20 protein-coding genes are annotated in these 17,276 nt (G+C 66.5%); 4 read left to right on the top strand and 16 right to left on the bottom strand.

The window, feature by feature from the left end; all coding sequences use genetic code 11:
* Nucleotides 1-189: 189 nt before the first annotated feature.
* From C0481_RS21855 to C0481_RS02795, 7 genes are all read right to left on the bottom strand, one after another.
* The gene (locus C0481_RS21855; protein ID WP_363223081.1) at nucleotides 190-648 is read right to left on the bottom strand and encodes a DUF6527 family protein; all 459 of its coding nucleotides are present in this window, start codon (nucleotides 646-648) and stop codon (nucleotides 190-192) included.
* A complete protein-coding gene (locus C0481_RS02820) occupies nucleotides 645-2,111 on the bottom strand; it encodes a ThiF family adenylyltransferase (protein WP_293400474.1) in 1,467 nt (488 codons plus the stop codon). The genes C0481_RS21855 and C0481_RS02820 overlap by 4 nt, the downstream gene beginning before the upstream one ends.
* A complete protein-coding gene (locus tag C0481_RS02815) occupies nucleotides 2,098-2,511 on the bottom strand; it encodes an E2/UBC family protein (protein ID WP_293400473.1) in 414 nt (137 codons plus the stop codon). Before C0481_RS02815 ends, C0481_RS02820 begins: the two co-directional genes overlap by 14 nt.
* Nucleotides 2,511-2,750 carry a hypothetical protein gene (locus tag C0481_RS02810; protein ID WP_293400472.1) on the bottom strand — a complete coding sequence of 80 codons (240 nt, stop codon included), beginning with the start codon at nucleotides 2,748-2,750 and terminating at the stop codon, nucleotides 2,511-2,513. The genes C0481_RS02815 and C0481_RS02810 overlap by 1 nt, the downstream gene beginning before the upstream one ends.
* A 20-nt stretch (nucleotides 2,751-2,770) precedes the next feature.
* Nucleotides 2,771-3,046, bottom strand: a complete 276-nt coding sequence (locus C0481_RS02805; protein ID WP_293400471.1) for a hypothetical protein — start codon at nucleotides 3,044-3,046, stop codon at nucleotides 2,771-2,773.
* A 183-nt stretch (nucleotides 3,047-3,229) separates the two neighbouring features.
* A complete protein-coding gene (locus tag C0481_RS02800; RefSeq protein WP_293400470.1) occupies nucleotides 3,230-3,769 on the bottom strand; it encodes a hypothetical protein in 540 nt (179 codons plus the stop codon).
* Nucleotides 3,770-4,433: 664 nt separating this feature from the next.
* A complete protein-coding gene (locus tag C0481_RS02795) occupies nucleotides 4,434-4,925 on the bottom strand; it encodes an RNA polymerase sigma factor (protein WP_293400469.1) in 492 nt (163 codons plus the stop codon).
* 105 nt (nucleotides 4,926-5,030) lie between these two features.
* Between C0481_RS02795 and C0481_RS02790 the strand changes: the two genes are divergently transcribed.
* Nucleotides 5,031-5,288, top strand: a complete 258-nt coding sequence (locus C0481_RS02790) for a helix-turn-helix transcriptional regulator (protein WP_293400468.1) — start codon at nucleotides 5,031-5,033, stop codon at nucleotides 5,286-5,288.
* Between the two features lie 280 nt (nucleotides 5,289-5,568).
* Here the strand turns inward: C0481_RS02790 and C0481_RS02785 are convergent, their stop codons facing one another.
* Both C0481_RS02785 and C0481_RS02780 read right to left on the bottom strand, forming a co-directional pair.
* The gene (locus C0481_RS02785) at nucleotides 5,569-6,462 is read right to left on the bottom strand and encodes a toprim domain-containing protein (protein WP_293400467.1); all 894 of its coding nucleotides are present in this window, start codon (nucleotides 6,460-6,462) and stop codon (nucleotides 5,569-5,571) included.
* A complete protein-coding gene (locus tag C0481_RS02780) occupies nucleotides 6,459-7,967 on the bottom strand; it encodes a site-specific integrase (protein WP_293400466.1) in 1,509 nt (502 codons plus the stop codon). The genes C0481_RS02785 and C0481_RS02780 overlap by 4 nt, the downstream gene beginning before the upstream one ends.
* 380 nt (nucleotides 7,968-8,347) lie before the next feature.
* Between C0481_RS02780 and C0481_RS02775 the strand changes: the two genes are divergently transcribed.
* Complete coding sequence (locus C0481_RS02775) at nucleotides 8,348-9,073, top strand: 2OG-Fe dioxygenase family protein (RefSeq protein ID WP_293400465.1); 726 nt, start codon at nucleotides 8,348-8,350, stop codon at nucleotides 9,071-9,073.
* A gap of 90 nt (nucleotides 9,074-9,163) precedes the next feature.
* Here the strand turns inward: C0481_RS02775 and tauD are convergent, their stop codons facing one another.
* Genes tauD through C0481_RS02760 form a run of 3 tightly spaced genes read right to left on the bottom strand, consistent with a single transcriptional unit; the run spans nucleotide 9,164 to nucleotide 12,019 of the window.
* Nucleotides 9,164-10,042, bottom strand: coding sequence for a taurine dioxygenase (tauD, locus tag C0481_RS02770; RefSeq protein WP_293400464.1), 879 nt, complete (start codon nucleotides 10,040-10,042; stop codon nucleotides 9,164-9,166).
* Between the two features lie 54 nt (nucleotides 10,043-10,096).
* Nucleotides 10,097-11,356, bottom strand: a complete 1,260-nt coding sequence (locus C0481_RS02765) for a DUF445 domain-containing protein (RefSeq protein ID WP_293400463.1) — start codon at nucleotides 11,354-11,356, stop codon at nucleotides 10,097-10,099.
* Between the two features lie 6 nt (nucleotides 11,357-11,362).
* Nucleotides 11,363-12,019: a type II toxin-antitoxin system HicB family antitoxin gene (locus C0481_RS02760; RefSeq protein WP_293400462.1), complete on the bottom strand. Its 657-nt coding sequence runs from the start codon at nucleotides 12,017-12,019 to the stop codon at nucleotides 11,363-11,365.
* A 95-nt stretch (nucleotides 12,020-12,114) separates the two neighbouring features.
* Between C0481_RS02760 and C0481_RS02755 the strand changes: the two genes are divergently transcribed.
* Nucleotides 12,115-12,399 carry a hypothetical protein gene (locus tag C0481_RS02755; protein ID WP_293400461.1) on the top strand — a complete coding sequence of 95 codons (285 nt, stop codon included), beginning with the start codon at nucleotides 12,115-12,117 and terminating at the stop codon, nucleotides 12,397-12,399.
* Here the strand turns inward: C0481_RS02755 and C0481_RS02750 are convergent.
* Complete coding sequence (locus C0481_RS02750; protein WP_293400460.1) at nucleotides 12,396-12,539, bottom strand: hypothetical protein; 144 nt, start codon at nucleotides 12,537-12,539, stop codon at nucleotides 12,396-12,398. The two genes, C0481_RS02755 and C0481_RS02750, sit on opposite strands and share 4 nt — an antisense overlap.
* Nucleotides 12,540-12,545: 6 nt before the next feature.
* Nucleotides 12,546-12,770, bottom strand: a complete 225-nt coding sequence (locus tag C0481_RS02745; protein ID WP_293400459.1) for a sialate O-acetylesterase — start codon at nucleotides 12,768-12,770, stop codon at nucleotides 12,546-12,548.
* A 195-nt stretch (nucleotides 12,771-12,965) separates the two neighbouring features.
* On the opposite strand from C0481_RS02745, the gene C0481_RS02740 reads away from it, so the two are divergent.
* Nucleotides 12,966-14,168 (top strand): MFS transporter, encoded by a 1,203-nt coding sequence (locus C0481_RS02740; RefSeq protein ID WP_293400458.1) that lies wholly within the window; start codon nucleotides 12,966-12,968, stop codon nucleotides 14,166-14,168.
* Here the strand turns inward: C0481_RS02740 and C0481_RS02735 are convergent.
* Nucleotides 14,153-15,391, bottom strand: a complete 1,239-nt coding sequence (locus C0481_RS02735) for a glycosyltransferase family 4 protein (RefSeq protein WP_293400457.1) — start codon at nucleotides 15,389-15,391, stop codon at nucleotides 14,153-14,155. The two genes, C0481_RS02740 and C0481_RS02735, sit on opposite strands and share 16 nt — an antisense overlap.
* On the bottom strand, nucleotides 15,388-17,271 hold the full coding sequence (locus tag C0481_RS02730; RefSeq protein WP_293400456.1) for a hypothetical protein: 1,884 nt from the start codon (nucleotides 17,269-17,271) through the stop codon (nucleotides 15,388-15,390). Before C0481_RS02730 ends, C0481_RS02735 begins: the two co-directional genes overlap by 4 nt.
* Nucleotides 17,272-17,276: the final 5 nt, after the last annotated feature.

Genomic DNA, 17,276 nt, shown 5'->3' with positions numbered 1-17,276 from the left:
TGCAGACATAGGCTTCCGGCCGAAAAGAGGACCATTAACCGGAAGTGACCGCCGGTCGCAGGGGACGCCGTCTATTGACGTGAAGGGGGTGGCCCCCGATCGCGATCTCGCCCTCCATCGCCGATGCAACGAACATAATGCGTCACGGCTCAAGGCATGACGTGGGGCGACGCTGCACTCCGAGTGCCCCTACATGCGCGGCGGAGAGTACAAGTCCGGGCGGACCTTCCACGGTTCGAGGCCCGTATCGTTGCAGAAGATCACTCGCCCTTGCCTGATCCAGAAGTGGCTGAGGCAGCCTCGGTTGCGCCAAACCGAGGGATGCAGGGTTGGGCGCCCGTCTCCATCTGACGTCACACGCCATCGAGGCTGGTGAGGCGCCCGCAGCGGAAGATTCACCACTTCACCGCACGCGCAGGGACAGCGAAAGAGCGCCCAGTAGCTCTCTCCGCGCGCTTCAACAAGGTAGAAGCGCTGCGGCTGTACCGCTTCGTTCGGCGGGGTGCGGTCCAGGTGCGTCACCGCGTCGAAGTAAGGCGGCTGATGCACCTCTCGGACGTGAGGCGCGGCGCGGGGCTGAGCGCTTGAACCTGCAAGCCAGCGCCCGAAGGCCGCGAAACTACGCCAGATCCCTCCAAACACGCTCATGGCGCGCGTCCCAGCTTGGGCATGCTGAGGCGATAGGGGCCCTCACTTCCAGCGCGAAGCCCGTCGGCGCCGCAGCAGAAGCAGCTCGCGCTTCCTCTTGGCTCGTTGCTGTAGATGCCAAGGTGCACGAAATCGATCCAGATGTTGTCCTGGCGAAGTTCATCGCCGAGCTTCCGGAACGGCTGGATGAGATTCATGAATCCGGCCGCGGCATGGTCCGCGGTGGCGCTGGTGAAGGGGCCGATCCCGGGCGCGCTCTCGTGCCCGCCCACGAGATAATACTCGCGTTTCAGGGTTTCTGGATCGAGCTGAGCAAGCTCCGGCCTCGCCTTGAAGGCGCGCTCCGCCTTGAGCTTCTCCTCTGTGACGACCCCTTGGCAGCGCAGGCAGGCGCCGGCCTCCGGCAGCACGGTGCTGATGCGCCCCCGATGGTCACGGAGATAGGGCATCCCATCGGCGGCCTCGGCGACTATGCCGGTGAGGCCGACGTCGATCAGCGGCAGGGCATAGTAGTAGAGGGATTGGTTGAGGATGTCCCGGCCCGCCACGTCATCTGTGCATCCGAATACGACGTCTGCGGTCGCAATCGCGTCAATCGCTGCGGGGGACACGTCGATGAACTCGGGGAGGTAGGCGACCCTGCACCCCAGTTCGAGGCTCCGGATGTAGGCGGCCAGCGAAACCGCCTTGTGCTCGGCCACGTCGCAACGCCGATAACCGCGGACCCGATTGAGGTTCGTGACTTCGAGGCGGTCGCCGTCGATTAGGACGAGTTCGCCAACGCCGCAACGGGCTAGGAGCGTGGCCATGGGCGAGCCGGTCCCCCCGAGGCCCACGACGACGGCGCGGAGCGAGCGAAGCTTCCGGTTGAACGGCTGACCGAAGGCGGCCGCCTGACGGGCTAGCGAGCCTTCATCGTCCATGGGCTGCTGGCCGGTCCAGAGGGACATCTTGTCCGAGAGGACTAGGACATGCCGCGCGGGCACAGCTAGATCGGGTGCCGCCGCGTGACGCACCCGGCCGAGCCACTGCCCGTGGCAGAGGATCAGGGCGACAAGATCGACGCTATCGCCACTCGCCCCCGCGTGGCCCCTAAGGATCGCGCGCTCGTTACTATCGTCCTTGGAAGAGAACTTAGGCGCGCCGTCGGGATGGCTGTGCACGAAGCCGAGCTCGAGCTGCTCCTGCTCGCATCGGAATGACAGCTCGGCCAGACGTCGAAGGCTAAAGCGGAGGTGTATCGGTGAACTGTCCTCGACCCAACGATCGTCGAGCTCCACCGCATCCACGGCGATATAACGGGGCGAACGCTCCAGGCCTTGGACGTCGCGATCCACCTTCTTGAAAAATACGAACGCGCCGCGCTCGTGCCCCTCAGGGTGACTGGTCAACCAGGTGCGAAGGCGCGCGTCCAGCGCCCCGCCAATAACGATGCGGGCCGGACGGCGTTCAGCGCTGCGCATCGGGGTTCGCCAACGCCCAGGTCAGCCGGTCTAGGATCTTGTGGATGTCGTCGACCTTCGGTGTCCAGGGACGATTGTTCCAGTGCCGCGACCAGCGAAGATACTCGTCGCCGGCGTAGGTGCGGGAGTCTTCACCGGGCCCGCTGATGTTAGGGATCGCCTTGCCGTCGGCTCGCGCCAGCTGCGGACGCACCCAGAACATGTCGCCGCCCTCGGTGTTATAGTTATCCGGTATCGCATAGAGCACGTCGACGGACTCGCGGGCCTGACCGTTCGCGACATAGAGGTCCCGCGGCAGGGGAAAGTCCTTGAAGATGAGGAAGCGCGCCTCCTCATCTTCTTCCGTCACCTGGCCAATCTCGGCCAGGTAGTCGTAATCGCTCTCGAACAGCAAAGACATCAGGCCTCACCGGCCTCAGAGCTGGCGTCCTGCGCGTAGAACTTCTCGATGCCGGCATCCTCCAGGTCGACTTGGTCGTCGTTCAGGATAAGCCGGCCCGCCGCTCCCTTCACCTTGAGGAACAGGTCCATGTTGTCGGGAATCCCCGGCGGCACGCCACGAACGTCAGAGCCCTTGATAAATTGGGTGTCCCACTCGTGGGTGTCGTTCTCGATCTTGAACTTGTACTTCTTGGCCATGGGTGTCTCCTCCTGGCGGGTTAGGGAATATGGCGTTGCAGCCAGGCGAGGCCGGGAGCCTGCACGCCGGTCACAGCCCAGCCACTGCCGGCTTTGAGTTCGAGGACGGCTAGACCGTCGTTGCTGTCGATCAGAGCCTTGAGGCTGTCGCGAACAGCGACCGACGTGCTTTCGATGGCGACGAGCCAGGACGAATCGAGCAGTCGCACCGCGCCCCATTGCCCGAGAAGCTTGTACACGGGGCTGTAGTTTCGCCCCGGCGACCTCATGTCGTAGCTAATCAGGAAGAGGTTCATGACTGGCCTTATTGTGGAGCCAGTCATGATTTGCCGCGCTTCAACCCAGCATGTTACGCTGGGTTGCTTTCGAGCACAGCCGCCCATGACCGGCGGTTCGTTGGGCCCAGCGACGTTGCCGCGTCGTTGGGCCCATTCGCGTTATAGCGACTGCGGCCCGACATGTAAACAGTTGTCAACACCCTAGAGGGCAGCTTCGAGCTCCGCCGCCCGATCTTCGAGGTGCTTGGCGAAATGTGCTGGCTCAACATTGCGATTGAGGACGACCATATTCGCCTCCCGCACCGTTTTGGCGGTGAGCACCGCTTCAAGGTCGAGCTTCTCGTGCCGATACATCCAGCGTGAGACATCCACCCAGTCCCACAGCGGACTATCTGTGGTCACACGTGCGACCGGCGCTGGAAAATCGGAGGCGCGCTCCCCCTTCACGTAGAGAGAGACCGCAGCTCGGCTCAGCCCCGCGCGCCGCGCGATGTCGGAGAGGCTCACCAGATGGTCGGGCTCTATGCGCTCAACAGCCGCGCCCGCGGCACGCACGTTTTCGATGGCTGACACCAATGCGTGGACGAAGTTTCGCTCGTCGCGCGTGAACTCCAAGATAATCAGGCCCTTCTGGACCGACACTGTCGCGTCGTCGCAGCCAGCCTCATACAGACGGTCTTCGAAATCGTCCGCTTCCGGGTCTAGTCCGGATGCGATGATGGTCAGTTCAAACTTTCTCATCATCGTCCCCATGGGCATGTGAGCAGCGATCCAGGACTCGGAGGATGTCGTTGGCATGATCCTGCCCGACCCGCGGCGTGGACCAGATGGAGATCCTGCAGCCATCTCGGTCATGCTTCGGGCAAAAGAGCCGGCCCCAGCAGTGGCCGCGCCCCTTGATCACGCGCCAGCCGCGCGCCTCCGCGTAAGCGATCGCTTCCTCGACCTCCTTGTTTGAGTGGCGCGGCCTACCCACCGCACACCATACAACTTAGTTTTGCGTAAACACGTGTCAACAGCGGAAGTTCCCCCTAACGCAGCGCCGATTAATGCGAGCTTAATGGGGAGTCGCAACCACAAAGGGAATGGTCTCTCAGACACTGAGGGCGCGCCCACTGGGGCTCTGGCAGCTTTGCCGGCGCCATCGCTACTGTTGCTAGCGACCGGTTGCGACGGGCGCCGCCTCAATCGGCAGAAACATGGGACGCGCGGCGGCCAACCGCGCGGAGTTCAGGGGCCTTCGTACGCGAGGTTCTCGACGGCGAGCTTGGAGGCCGGTCCAAACAGCAGATCGCCGTGCGGATGGTCACGCAAAGCGCTCCACCGTCCCGACAACGAACCTTGGGAAGGTCGCCACGTCCGGAGAGCTGACCTCGTGGATGTCCGCAATGAGCCCGTTGCGGACCTATTCTTGGAGCGCTTCCTGGCAGAGCTGAAGCGCGCGCGACATTCGATACTCAACGGTCTTCGGTGCGACGCCCTGAAGCGATGCGATCTGATCGTAGGTCAGTCCGACGAAGCGGTTGAGGATGAAGGTGTCGCGGTAGAGCGGCGGCAGACGCAGGATCAACTGCTTCAGTAGGATCGCGCTTTCCTGGCACGGTGCCGTGAACGGCGCTGTTGCATCGTCGAGTTCGTGGAGCGGCAGCGCACTACCACCTCTGACCGTCAATTTGCGCATCTCATCGATCGCGTAGTTTCGCATCGTACGACTGACAAAGCGATCTGGAGCATGAATGGCTCCCTCGCCCTTGCTCGCTTGGAGGAGGCGCAGGGCCGTTTCTTGAACTGCGTCTTCTTTGGTCTGGGGGCCCAGAAGCTTGGCTCGCTGCGCCACATTGCGCAGCAATGCGAACATCGCGCTGGCAGCAGCTCGGTCCGAGAAGAAGTTCCGCATCTCCGGCTCCATCTTTGAGCCTCAGAGTCTGCCAGAAAAACCCGTTTTGGGATATCCTAAAATAGGTTCCAATCAGGAGGCCGTTGCAACTCGCCACGGCGTCCTATGCCCCAGTCGGTCTACACCGATGCCTATTCGACACTGGTCGACGTCCTCGTCAGCCATCGGCGGCGTTCCGGCCTAACCCAAGCGGAATTGGCTGAGCGATTGGGTCGCCCACAATCGTTCGTGTCAAAGGTCGAGCAGCGCCAGCGGCGAGTGGATGTCATCGAGTTTTGCGCCATTGCGCGTGCCCTCGAAGTTGACCCGGCGAAACTGTTCGGCGAGCTCTTGGTGCAGATCCCGGCGCAGCTTCGCGTCTGAGGCATTCGCGGTTCCTAGCGCCCGAGAACTGAGCGAAAATCTAACAACTCGCGGCAACTCGTCAAAGCGTGCCTAGAAATCAAGCTAACCAATTGAAGTGGTGACGGAATCTGACGTTATCGCTCGGACCCCCTTTTATCTTGTCCTCGTACCTATTTTCCGGCTTCCGGCTCTCTCAACTGAACTTTCCTCTCATGCATCTGAGCGCGCGGAAGCGCCGGGCAGCGCATCAAAACGCAAGCCCGGCGCGCTTCACGCGCGATATCGGCAAGTGTGGAATCTAGCGGCGGGAAGACTGAGCGAACTCGTTCCAATCACCGAACGGCTCGGGCGGCAGTTTCAGGGCAGCTACGACGCCGCGCGCCGTGAGGCGGTGGCGGAGCGCCTCAGCCGCGGCCTCTCCCGCCACGCCGCGGTCGGCCGCGATCACGACCACTCTGACGTCTTCTGGTGGCGTCCATTGGCGCAGGTTGCTGGTGGAGAGCAGCGCCCAGCCTGGCAGTCCGAAGTGCTCGATAGCCGACAGCGTCGTGAAGACGCCTTCGCCCACGACCATCGAGGGTGCACCTGGGTTAAAGCGCACCGCGGATCCGGCGGGAATTGCGCCGATGGTCTTCCGAGAGAGGCGCATGTCGCTCGCTCGTAGTCCGCCGTTCGTGAGATAGGTGATTTCGACGCCGGTCAGCTCGCCTGATCGATCGTGGATCGCGGCCAGTAGGGCAGGGCGCGTCACGGCGCATCCCCGGTAGGCGCTCGCAGGGACCTGGGGATGGCTGCGAAGCGAGGGGAAGCCGAGAGGCGAGCCGGAGATCGCTCGCCGCCGAATGTGCCGCCAGGCGGGCGTTGCCGGCCGGACTGGCGAGGCCTCTTCCCACAGCGCCCGTGCGCGCGAGACGCGCTCAATCTGGGTCGGCGCTGGAGCGAAGCTACGGGGTTCAAACGTGGCTCCGGCCACGGGCGTCCCATGGCCGTCGATCAGTCCACGTCGCAGGAGGTCATCCCGAACGGCCTGCCAGGATGCTTCGCCGAAAGAGTGGATGATCACCCGCCCATCTGAGACCAGCAACGAGACCGACCTGTCGGCAGGGCTGTGACCTGGCGCCGGAATGCTTGCCCGACAACCGCCCGAGTAGAGCTCTCCGCCGAGGGCGCGGACGATGTCGTGCAGGCTCATGGCTGGAAGTCCGCCGTCGGCGCATCCTGCCTCGCCATGACGGATGCGGCGTCTAGTGCCGCGAGCTCTTCGAGGAGTGCGGCGCGTCGGCGGCTGATCGCGTCGTCGGCTGTAGAATTGGGAGCCTCGGCTGGCGTCCCGCTTGTGATGGAGACAAGTCGCCGGCTCCACTTGAGCAGCGCCTCGCGCTTTTCGTCTGCGTAGGCGTAGAGATTGTAGTGCCGCGCCGTGACTGCAGCGCCGCCGCCGCCGTCCTTGTGTGCGAGCACCTTGGAGACGATGAAGGGCGGTACGCCGAGCGCGGCCATCCCCGTTGCGCCAGTGCGGCGAAGGTCGTGCAGCGTGACGTCGACAAGCCCAAGCGCTGCAACGAGGTGGGTCATGGCGTGGCTTAGTGCTGGCGCTCCCACCGGTACGTCGACGCCGCGAGGGGAGGGAAACACCGCTTTGCTGGTCTTGCCGCGCGAGGCCTGCAACGCGAGGGCCTCTTCGATCAGCGACAGTGCCCTCGGTGATAGGGGGACAAGCTGCTGGGCTCGGCCCTTTGCGCGGTCTTCTGGAATGATCCAGAGGTGGTGCTCGAGGTCTAGCTCGGAGCGCATCATGCCGGAGATCTCGGCGCGCCTCTGCAAGGTGACCATCGCAAGCTCGATGGCGATGCAGAGCCCTCTGCCGATCGTCAACGGGACAGTCTCACGTCCGCGCTTCAACTGGAGGGTGGAAGGGCTTTGAAGGCCCGTCCAAATCGCCCGTATTTCGGTGGGGTCCAGCGTGCGCGTGCGAGCGCGTTCTTCCGCGAGCGGCGTGATGTGCGCGATCGGATTTGCGGTGAGGCGTTCTTCTGAAATCGCGAAGTTGAACAACTGAGAGAGTAGGGCGCGACAGCGGTTCGACTGGATGGGGGCATCGCCATAGATCGACCGTAGGACAGCGCGCAGCCCGGTCCTGGTAAGCGTCTCAGGCCTCTCCGCCCCTAGTCGGCGGTCGAGGTAGCGTTTCCAAAGCCAGCGCTCCCCAGCAAGCGTGCTGGTCGCCTTGCGGCGTCGCCGGCCGCTTCGATAGATGCCGCTCTCGCAGGCCTCGAAATAGACCTCCGCCAGGTCGGACATCGTGTTGACCGTCTGGGACCTCGCCTGCGCCTTAGCCTGGCGTAGGTCTGTGGCTGGATCGCCTCCGTTGTCGACCTTGGCGCGCAGCTGGCGAGCCGTGACCCGAGCCCCATAGAGGGTCAGCCGCCGAACGCCGGGCTCCACTTCCACTGGGCTATCAACATGCGGGTCGAATCGTCCGAGCGTCACTCGGCTCTGCTTGCCGGTGATCCTGTCTCGATAGCGGAAGGCCCAGGTCTTCTCACCATTGGGCGTGACGCGAAGCTCTAGGCCGCGCACGTCGCCATCGGGGTACGAGACGCGGCAGTACTCGAAGCCTGAGGCGGTCTCCCGCACCCCAGGCTTTGCGGAGCGGCAGAAAGCTGCCGTGAGGTCCCGATTTGTCCGCCTTCCCATCTGCGAGCCTCCTGAGCGGCTCCCCCTGGACCACCTTGGGGTCACTACTGGGTCGCCGAGGTCCGAAAATCTATGAGATAGCGTGGCTCCGCGTGGTGCCTGCGTCAAGAATATATTCTATATAAATCAACAAAATGCGGCCTCAGAGGTCGTTTGGGGATGTATAGAGCCGATTTCTACGAATCTGATGATCAATTCAATCCGCGATTTATGTCGCCGTGTCGGTGTGTAGTGCCTATTTCGACCTAATAAAAACCAAAGCGCGGCGGACGATTTTGGGATTTCAGTGTGTTTCTACTGTTTTCGGTGCTTTTCACCAGTGTCAGCCTTGATTGTCCGCTGGAATGGCATAGCTGCGGTGAGCCGAGGGGAGATCACCGTTGCTCGATGATCTGAGACTGCAGGTGGCCCGGGACGGGTTCGCGCGTGTGCAGGCGCCGCAGATGCGCCGTCTGATCGGCGAAGACGCCCTGGCCGACTGGGCGGCCTATGCACAGAGCTGGAACGACCTGGCGATCGATGAATACATGGCCGACGGCGGCCGCTATCGGCGGCGGCGCTACGCTGTGTTGGAAGCCGCCCCGGGCGTTGTGAGCCGGCAGGTCCACCAGCCGCACTTCCAGAGCCTCGATTACAACAGCCTCAACGGCGGAGTGGTGCGCTGGTTCGAGCCGATCACGCCAGCGGTTGGCGCCATGCCTCTGACCCGCCGGATCATCGATCTGTCGCTGGACGTGTTTGGCAAGGCGGCCGGTGCGGCGCCCGGTTTTCCGTGGCGGATCGAGATGCACCAGTTCCGCATCGAGGCGCGAGCCGACGAGGTCGGACGCCCGACGCCGGAGGGCGCGCACCGCGACGGCGTCGACTGGGTGCTAGTCATGCTGGTGGCGCGCGCGAATGTGGCGGCCGGCGTCACCGGCATCTACGACCCGGCTGGCCGATCACTGGGCAGTTTCACCCTGCTTGAGCCGCTGGACGCAGTGTTCATCGACGACCACCGAGTATTGCACGGGGTCACGGCGATCGAGCCGTTCGATCCGACACGGCTGGCCCATCGCGATGTGCTGGTAGTGACGCTTCGGCGGTTTGGGGCGGACATCTCCTAGGCGGCCGCGGGGCGCATGATGAGGTCAGCGAAACCCGACCGCTGGGCATGTCCATCGTCTGATGTGCAAGCTCTGGACTGGCGAAAGGGCCTATTCGGCCGCGACCTTGATGCCCGCCGGTAGGCGCGAGCGGTGATAGGGCCGGTCGCCCAGCACGGTGGCGCGGTTCATGATCCGGCGATGGGGCAGGTAGTCGTTGACCGCATAGTGCTGGGTCACGCGATTGTCCCAGAAGGCGATGGCGTTGGGGCTCCAGCGCCAGCGGACCAGGAACTCCGGCTTCTGGATGTGCTCGAACAGCATGTTCAAGATCGCGTCGCTTTCCTTGCGGCGCAGGCCCTTGATCCGATCAGTGAAGCCGAAATTGACGAACAGGCCATCCTCGCCGGTCTCCGGATGGGTGCGGATCACCGGGTGCAGCACCGGCGGATGCTCGGCCAGGGCCTTGGCGTGCTTGTCCTCGCCGGCGCCCTTGGCGACGATGCCGCGTTGCGGAAAGCCGCGGGCGAAGTCGTGCACCGCGTCCAGGCTAGAGAGAAACTCGCGGAAGGCCGGGGACAGGGCCTCGAAGGCCGCCTTGGAGTTCGACCAGATGGTGTCGCCGCCCGAGGGCGGCAGCAGCTTGGCGTAGAGGATCGAGGCCATCGGCGGCGTCTCGATGAACGTCACGTCCGTATGCCAGCTGTCGTTGTCGGTCGGGTTGTCCTTGTGGTTGTCGAGGATGAACAGCTCGGGCGCCTCGGGCACCCCCGGATAGAGCGGATGGGTGTGCAGCGCCCCGAACCGCGCGGCGAAGTCGCGATGCTGGACCGGGGTGATGTGCTGGTCCTCGAAGAACACCACCTGGTGCTTGAGAAACGCCTGGCGGATTTCGTGCAGCAGGTCGTCGCTGACCGGCTGGGCGAGGTCGACGCCTTCGATCAGGGCCCCGATGGTCGGGGTCAGAGGGGTCACCTTGAACTGGGCCATGTCGAGTTCTCCACGTAGGCGGCGCATCTAAGCGTGCGTGGGAGAACGGCGCTACTAGAGACCGAAGGCGCGGCTCGCAGAAAAGATCGCAAGGCCCACCAGCCCGCCTACAAGCGTGCCGTTGACGCGGATGTACTGCAGGTCCTTGCCGACCTGCAGCTCGAGCTTGTCGACGACGCCCTTGGTGTCCCAGCTGGCGACCACCTGGGCGACGAAGCCGCCGATCTCGTGGCGGCGGGGGGCGATGACCTGGCGGGCCAGGATACGGGCCCAGTCGTTGAGCCGGGCCTGGGCGTTCTCCTCGGTGTGCAGCCATTCGCCCAGCGCCAGAAGCATATGCTCCAGCCGCTCGGCCAGGGCCGGGCTGCGACCGCTGCTGAGCTTATCCTCCAGCTCGATCCAGACGCGGCGGACCTGGTCGTGCACGGCCGGGTCGGCCAGCAGCCGCAGTTTCAGCTCCTCGCCCTTGGCGATCAGGTCGGGATCGTGGGCCAGCCGCTCGATGAACCGCTCGATCGCCGCGTTCAGCTCCATGCGCCAGGGATGCTCCGGATCGCGCATCTCGACCAGCATCTCGCCGAGGCCGGTGGTGACCTTCTGGGCGATCATCCGGTCGACGAACTTGGGCATCCACTTCCAGGACTTGGCCTCGACCTTCTCCTGGATCGCCTCTTCATTTTCGGCGAGATAGGCTTCCAGCCGGTTCAGCGCCCAATCGAGGGCCACCTGCGAGCGGCCTTCGTTCCAGAACGCGGCCAGCAGTTTGGACGCGGTTGGCGAGGCCGGGATGGCGCGGACGGCCGCTGCCGCGGCCGAACCGGCCGTCTCCCGGAGCATGTCCTTGGGCAGCACCTTGAGCAGGCCGGGCAGGAGGCTGGCCAGTCGCTGAGCCAGGCGGCGGGCGTGACGCGGCTGGCGCAGCCATTCGCCGCCCCAGCGGGCGACCTCGATTTGCTTCAGCCGGCTGTCCAGAACGTCGACGGTCAGGAAATTGTCGGCGATGAAGCCGCCCAACGCCTGGCCGATGCGCTCCTTGTTGCGCGGGATGATGCCGGTATGCGGGATCGGCAGCCCAAGCGGCTGACGGAAAATGGCGGTGACCGCGAACCAGTCGGCGCAGGCGCCGACCATCGCCGCTTCGGCGAAGGCGCGGACGTAGGCGAGCCAGGGCCAGTAGTCGTCGGCCCGGCTGGCGGCCACGAAGACGATCGCCATCGCCACCAGCAGTCCGGTGGCGATGGCCTGCATGCGCTTGAGCTCGCGCAGCTTCAGTTCGTCACGCGACGCCGTGGTCGCAGCGATGCCGCCAGCCATGCCGCGCTAGATCGCTGCGTCGGCGGGTTGGCTCTTTTCGTCCTTTGGGGCCTCGTCCTTGCGGGCCTCGGCCTCCTTGCGGCGGGCCATGGCCGCCGAGATGTTGTCGGCGGTCTTGCGGATCGTCTCGGTCAGCTTGGCGTCGAAATCGTTGACGCTGCGGTTGAAGGCCGAGTCCGGGCCGAGGCTGTCGGTGATCTTGCGGCCGAGCACCGACCATTCGTCCTGCAGCTTGCGGGCGATGGCGTCGAAATCAGCGCCTGTGCCGGCCCCGATCTTTTCGCCCAGAGCTGTGCGCGAGGCCGCGGCGATGAACCCCGAACGGCTCATGCCGCGGGTCTCGGCGGCCTGGTCGATGCGCTTCAGCAGCCGCTCGCCGATCGAGATGTTGACCCGTACCGGGGTGTCCTCGACCGAGACGTCGACCAGGAACGGGATCACGCCGGTTTCGGCTGTGACGGCTTCCAGCGCGCTCGGCTTGGGCCAGTCGTGACCGTCGTCGGCCAGCCGCTGCAACTCCTTCAGCACCGCCTCGCGGGCGGCGACGACCAAGGCGGCGATGTCCGCGCCCTCGACGGCGAGGCCGGGCAGATCGGGGAAACTGGCGCTGTAGCCGCCGGCCGGAGCGCTGCGGGCCAGGGCGACGAAAACGAGGGTGGTCATGGGAGGATCCTCCGCGAAGAAACGAAGAATAGACGTTGTGTAGTTTTGCGCAATTTCAAGCCGTCGTGTGCGCCTTGGCCGCAGGACCTGGAATCATGCGATCAGGCGCCATGCCCAGCCCGCCCGGATTGCCTGAGTTCGACCTGCCGATGATCTTCGGCGACGCCATGGCCGGGCTCGGCTTCCAGTCAGGCGTCGCGCGGCTGGCCTTCGCGGCCAATGTCGCCGACGAGGCGGGCGAGGAGCACAAGGTCAAGTCCGGCTACCTGATCCTGACACCGAACTGCATGCTGGAGCTGCGCAGCCAGATCGATCAGATCCTGACTGAGCTCGAGCGCCAGGGCGTTATCAGCTTCACGCCCGACAGGCTGGACGGCTAGCGCCGCGCAGAGGCGGCCAAGGTCTCATAGAAGTCGTCGCCCAACCGCACCTGTCCGGCCGGCTGGCGCGCGAACGGATCAGTGTCGGTCAGGGTGGTCTTGCGGTCAGCGGCGACCAGCTGCGACTGGGCCAGGCGCACGGCGTCTCAGCCGGCGGGGCATGGGCGGTCGATCTGGCCGATCTGCACGGTGGTGTCGATGTCGCCCCAGCGGGCTCGGACCTGGGCCACGAAGCCCGCGAGGTTGGCGGCGTAGGCCTCGGACTTGGCCGGACTGTCCGCGTCGGTTTCGCCCTGCATCCACAACACCGCCTGCACGCGCGCCGCCGGGTCGGCCGCCAGCCCGGTTTCGCCGCGGGCGTGCTTGATCACATAGAGCGGCGCGCAGACGTGATCCTGTCGCCGCGTTTGACTGTCCGGCGACGATGACCATGACCGGGAGGCAATCGGGGCCGTTGACGGGTGTGTCCAAGCGCTTCCTGTTTACTGAACGCGTGCGAATACGAATTGTATAGTGACGGCGCGCGACCTGTTCGACCAGAACCAGCGCGCCGGGGAGAAGATGGCATGACTATGAGCGTGCGAACGGCGAGTCCCGGCCTGATCGTCGCCATCTGCTTCGGCATCGCCGCGCTCGAAGGGTACGACATCCAGGCGTTCGGCGTGGCTGCGCCGCATATGGCTCCAGATCTCGGTCTCGGCCACGCGCAACTCGGCTGGGCGGGCAGCGCGGCGATGATCGGGCTGGTGATCGGGGCGCTGTTCGGCGGCTGGGCCGCCGACCGCTACGGCCGCCGACCGGTGCTGCTCGGTTCGGTCACGTTGTTCGGGGTGTTCTCGCTGGCCACCGCCCTAGCGGTGAATTTCGAGACCCTGACCTTGGCCCGGCTGGCCACCGGTCTCGGGTTCGGCGGGGCGATGCCCAACTTGATCGCGATCGCCACCGAGATCAGCCCGCCGCATCGGCGGGCGTTGACCACCACCAGCATGTTCTGCGGCCTGCCGGTCGGCGGGGCGCTGGTGGCCCTGGCCGCCCAGGTCGGCGAGGCCGGCGGGGGCGACTGGCGGATGCTGTTCATGATTGGCGGGGCCTTGCCGCTGATGCTGGTGCCGGTGGTCTATTTCCTGTTGCCGGAAACCCGCCCGGCGCACGCCGAGCAGGGACCGCCGCCGCGGATGCTGACGGGCCTGTTCGCCGACGGCCGGGGGCTGGCCACCATCCTGATCTGGACGGTGTTCGCGCTGGATCTACTGGTCACCTACCTGCTGCTGAACTGGCTGCCGCTGTTGGTGGTGGCCAAGGGCTTCACGGCGGCCCAGGGGGCGGCCGCGGCCTTCGCGATGAACCTGGCGGCGGTGGTCGGCTCGTTGGCGCTGGGCTGGGCGGCCGACAAGATCGGCTATCGATGGCTGTTGGTCGCCGTGTTCGCGGGCCTGGCGACCGCGCTCTACGGCCTGGCCGCGGCCGACGGCATGCCGATGATCCTGACCGCGTCAGCCGCCGCCGGCTTCACGGTGATCGGCGGGCTTTACGTGCTGTACGCCCTGGCCCCGATCTATTATCCGCCGCAGTTCCGAGCCGCGGGCGCCGGCGCCTCGGTGGCGGCCGGGCGGCTGGGCTCGATCGCCGGGCCGCTGATCGCCGGGCAGTTGCGGGCGGTCGGCTACGGCCCTGGCGAGGTGCTGAACGCCCTGGCCCCGACGGCGGTGGTGACGATGGCGGCGGTGTTCGTGCTGACCACCTACGCCAAGCCCTATCGCGAGGACTGAGCCCGCCGCGAGGCCCCGGCGGCGGCAAGCGCGGCGCGCTGCACCCCGTCGGGCAGCGTCGAGAACCAGGCCTGGGGCGAGAGCTGTTCTGCCACCCGGCGCTGGCCGGCCTGAGACAGGCGCGCGGCCAGGTCGCGGTCGCCGCGTAGGCGGCGTAGAGCTGCAGCGGCGGCCTCGACGTCAGGATCGGCCCAGGTCTGGCCGCGATAGATGCCCTGCGGGTCGTCGACGGCGATCGGCTGCGAGGGGATCACCAGGGCGCAGGTCTCGTCCATGAAGTCGACATTGCCCGACCAACCGGTGCTGATCACCGGCGTGCCGAGCGCCATCGCCTCGGCCATCGTCAGGCCGAAGCCCTCCGCGCGGTGCAGCGAGATCAGCACGTCGGCCGAGGCGATCAGGCTCTTCACCTGGGCGTAGGGCCAGACCACGTCGAGCACTTCGACATTGGCCGGGGCCTGGGCGCGCAGGCGGGCGAGGAAGTCGGGGAAGGCCGCGCCGTTCTGGGTCTTGATCACCAGGCGGGCGGTCGGGTCGTCCGGGAAGGCCCGGGCGAAGGCGGCGATCATCGCCTCCGGGTTCTTGCGCGCCGCCGAGGACTTGAAGTCGAACAGGGTCACGGCGGTGAACCGCTCGTCGCGCGGTGCGGGGACGACCCCGCGATAGTCTTCCATGAACAACGGATGCGGCACCACTCGCACCGGGGCCTTGGCCCCGGTCAGGGCCGCGCCGGTGAAGGCGCTGGGAACCCAGACCTCCTCCAGGAAGGCGGCGTCCTTCAGCCAGGATTTCGGGGCGCGGGGCAGCTCCCAGGCCCAGTAGCCGTAGCGCGGGCCGCGAACGTTCTTGGGGCCAAGGAAGGCCAGCGCGGCCAGCAGCTCGGGGGCGTTGACGTGGAAGATCCAGGGGCCGGGCGAACGGGCGGCCTCCGAGGCGCCGATCCAGTCCAGCTTGGCGCCGGCGATGTCGACTTGCTCGACCGGTGCGCCCAACGCCTCGAAGGCGCGGACCGCAAGCTTGGCCGAGGCGGCGATACCGTAGGAACCGCCATAGTCGCCGACCACGCGGATCGGGCCGCTCGTGGTCTGCGCGTCATGCGGGGCGCGGGCCTGATGGCGGACATAGGCCGCCAGGGCCGGGCCGAGCACCGGCTGAGCCAACCGGCGGAGAGGCTCGGGGGTCAGCGCGCGCCAGGCGCCGCGGGCCGTGGACAGCAGACTCATGCGCTGGCGGACTCCCAGGCGACGCCCTGCGCGAGCAGGGCTACGGCGTCGGCGGCGATCAGCCCCGGCGCGGTGCGGAACACTAGCTTGCCTACCCGCGCGGGCGGATCGGCCGGCGCGCCTTGCGGCGTGCGGAAACGTCCGGCGCCGGCGTCGAACACCAGCGCTTCGCCGCCGGCGGCATCTGGCGTCCAGCGCTCGACCGCCAGCAGGGTGTTGATGGACCCGGCGGCCGGCGCGCGGCCGGCCTCGACAGGTTCGCGGCGCACCGATAGCCGCGCGAGCTCGAACACCGGGTGGCTGTCGACGGTCGGGGGTAGGGCGGCGACGTCGACGCCGTATTCGGCGAGGCCGCCGCCGATCAGCCAGCGCAGGAAGCCGAAGCGGCCCTTGAAGCTGGTCAGCGGGAACAGCCGCTGGAGGTCGCCGCGGCTCTCCCAGATCGACAGGAACAGGCGTGGGAACGGCATGCCGCGGGCCAGCTCGCGCACCGGGGCGTTGAACCCCGAGCGCAGCGCCGTGCCGACCCATTGCGGCCAGGCGGCGCGGTGGGCCAGGCCATAGGCGGCGAAGCGGAGCTTGGCTTCGGAAAGGTCGCCGGCCACTTGGCGGGCGGCGCGCAGGGCGAGCTCGGGCTCTGCGAAGGCCTCGGGCGGGGCGAGCCGCGCCGAAAAGCGGCCGTCGATCGATTCCGGGCCCAGCAGCCAGGCCTTCAGCCCGGCCTGGTCGGCGGCGAAGCGGTCGCGCAGGTCGCGGCGAGCATGGGTGAGGGCGCCGATCGCAGGCGCCTCCGGGGCGCTGGTCAGCCAGCTGGTGAGTTCAGCCGAGCCGGTCAGCCAGGGGCCGTCCGGCAGGCCGTCGAGCGGCTCGCGGATCACCTCGCCGGGGCGCACGGCGGCCCAGGCCTCGGCGGCCGAGGTCAGGCCGCCGCCGAAGTCCTCGCCGGCGCGGGCCGCGGCCAGCATGCGGCGGCGGGTCTCACGCGGGACCAACTCGCCGGACGGGAAGGCGCGGTGGGCGTAGGGGATGGCCGAGGCCTCGACATGGCCGTTGCGCAGCAGCGCCTGGGCGTAGTCGGCCAGCAGGGCGGCGAAGTCCGAGCGCGGCGTAACCTTGATGCGGTCCTGGTGCTTGGAAAGCAGGTCGGGCCGCAACGGATCGAAGCCCGAGAAGTGGAAGAAGGCCAGCGGCTGGCCGTCGACCGTCCAGCCGTCTTCCGCGCGGGCGACCTGGCGGCCTTCCAGGTTCCAGTAGGCGAGGTTCAGGGTCGGGGTGCGCAGGATGGCCAGGTCGCTGACCAGGCCCGGCGCCAGGTCCATCCACTTCTGGTCGGTGAACAGGCCGGCGGCGAAGTCGACGCGGCAGTCGAAACGCAGCTTCTCGGCCCACCAGTTGAGCAGATCGAAAATTTCCGGGTCGGCCCGCATGGCGGCGAAGCCGAGATTGTAGGAGCCGGACTGCAGGATGACGTGGTCGTTGGGGCTGGCCTCGCCGCGCAGCGGGCGGGTGGTGTGCGGGGTCAGGGCCAGCGGCGCGCGGGCCAGGCCCTCGCGCACGGCGTCCAGCGGACGGTAGACCCAGATGTCGGGGTCGAAATAGGCGCCGGAGGTGACGCCTTCTTCCGACAGCAGCGCCTTGAAGCACAGCGGCTTGACCGCGGTGTTCAGCTCCAGCGCGTCGTAATAGGCGCACATGGCCGCGAACTCAGGCACCACGGTCGCGGCGTCGAGGGTGCGGATGCCCGGGTCCTTGAAGGCGATCGGGCCGTCGGTGGTGACGACCACGCGGCGGATGTTCGGCTCGGCGCGCGCCAGGCTCTCCATCAGGCTGGCGGCCTGGGCGGCGTAGTTGCGCGAGACGATGGTGAAGATGAAGTCCAAGGTCG

Origin of the sequence: Phenylobacterium sp., from assembly GCF_013822795.1 — a bacterium.
Classification (GTDB): Bacteria; Pseudomonadota; Alphaproteobacteria; order Caulobacterales; family Caulobacteraceae; genus Phenylobacterium.
This window is presented reverse-complemented; position numbering and strand designations above follow the sequence as displayed.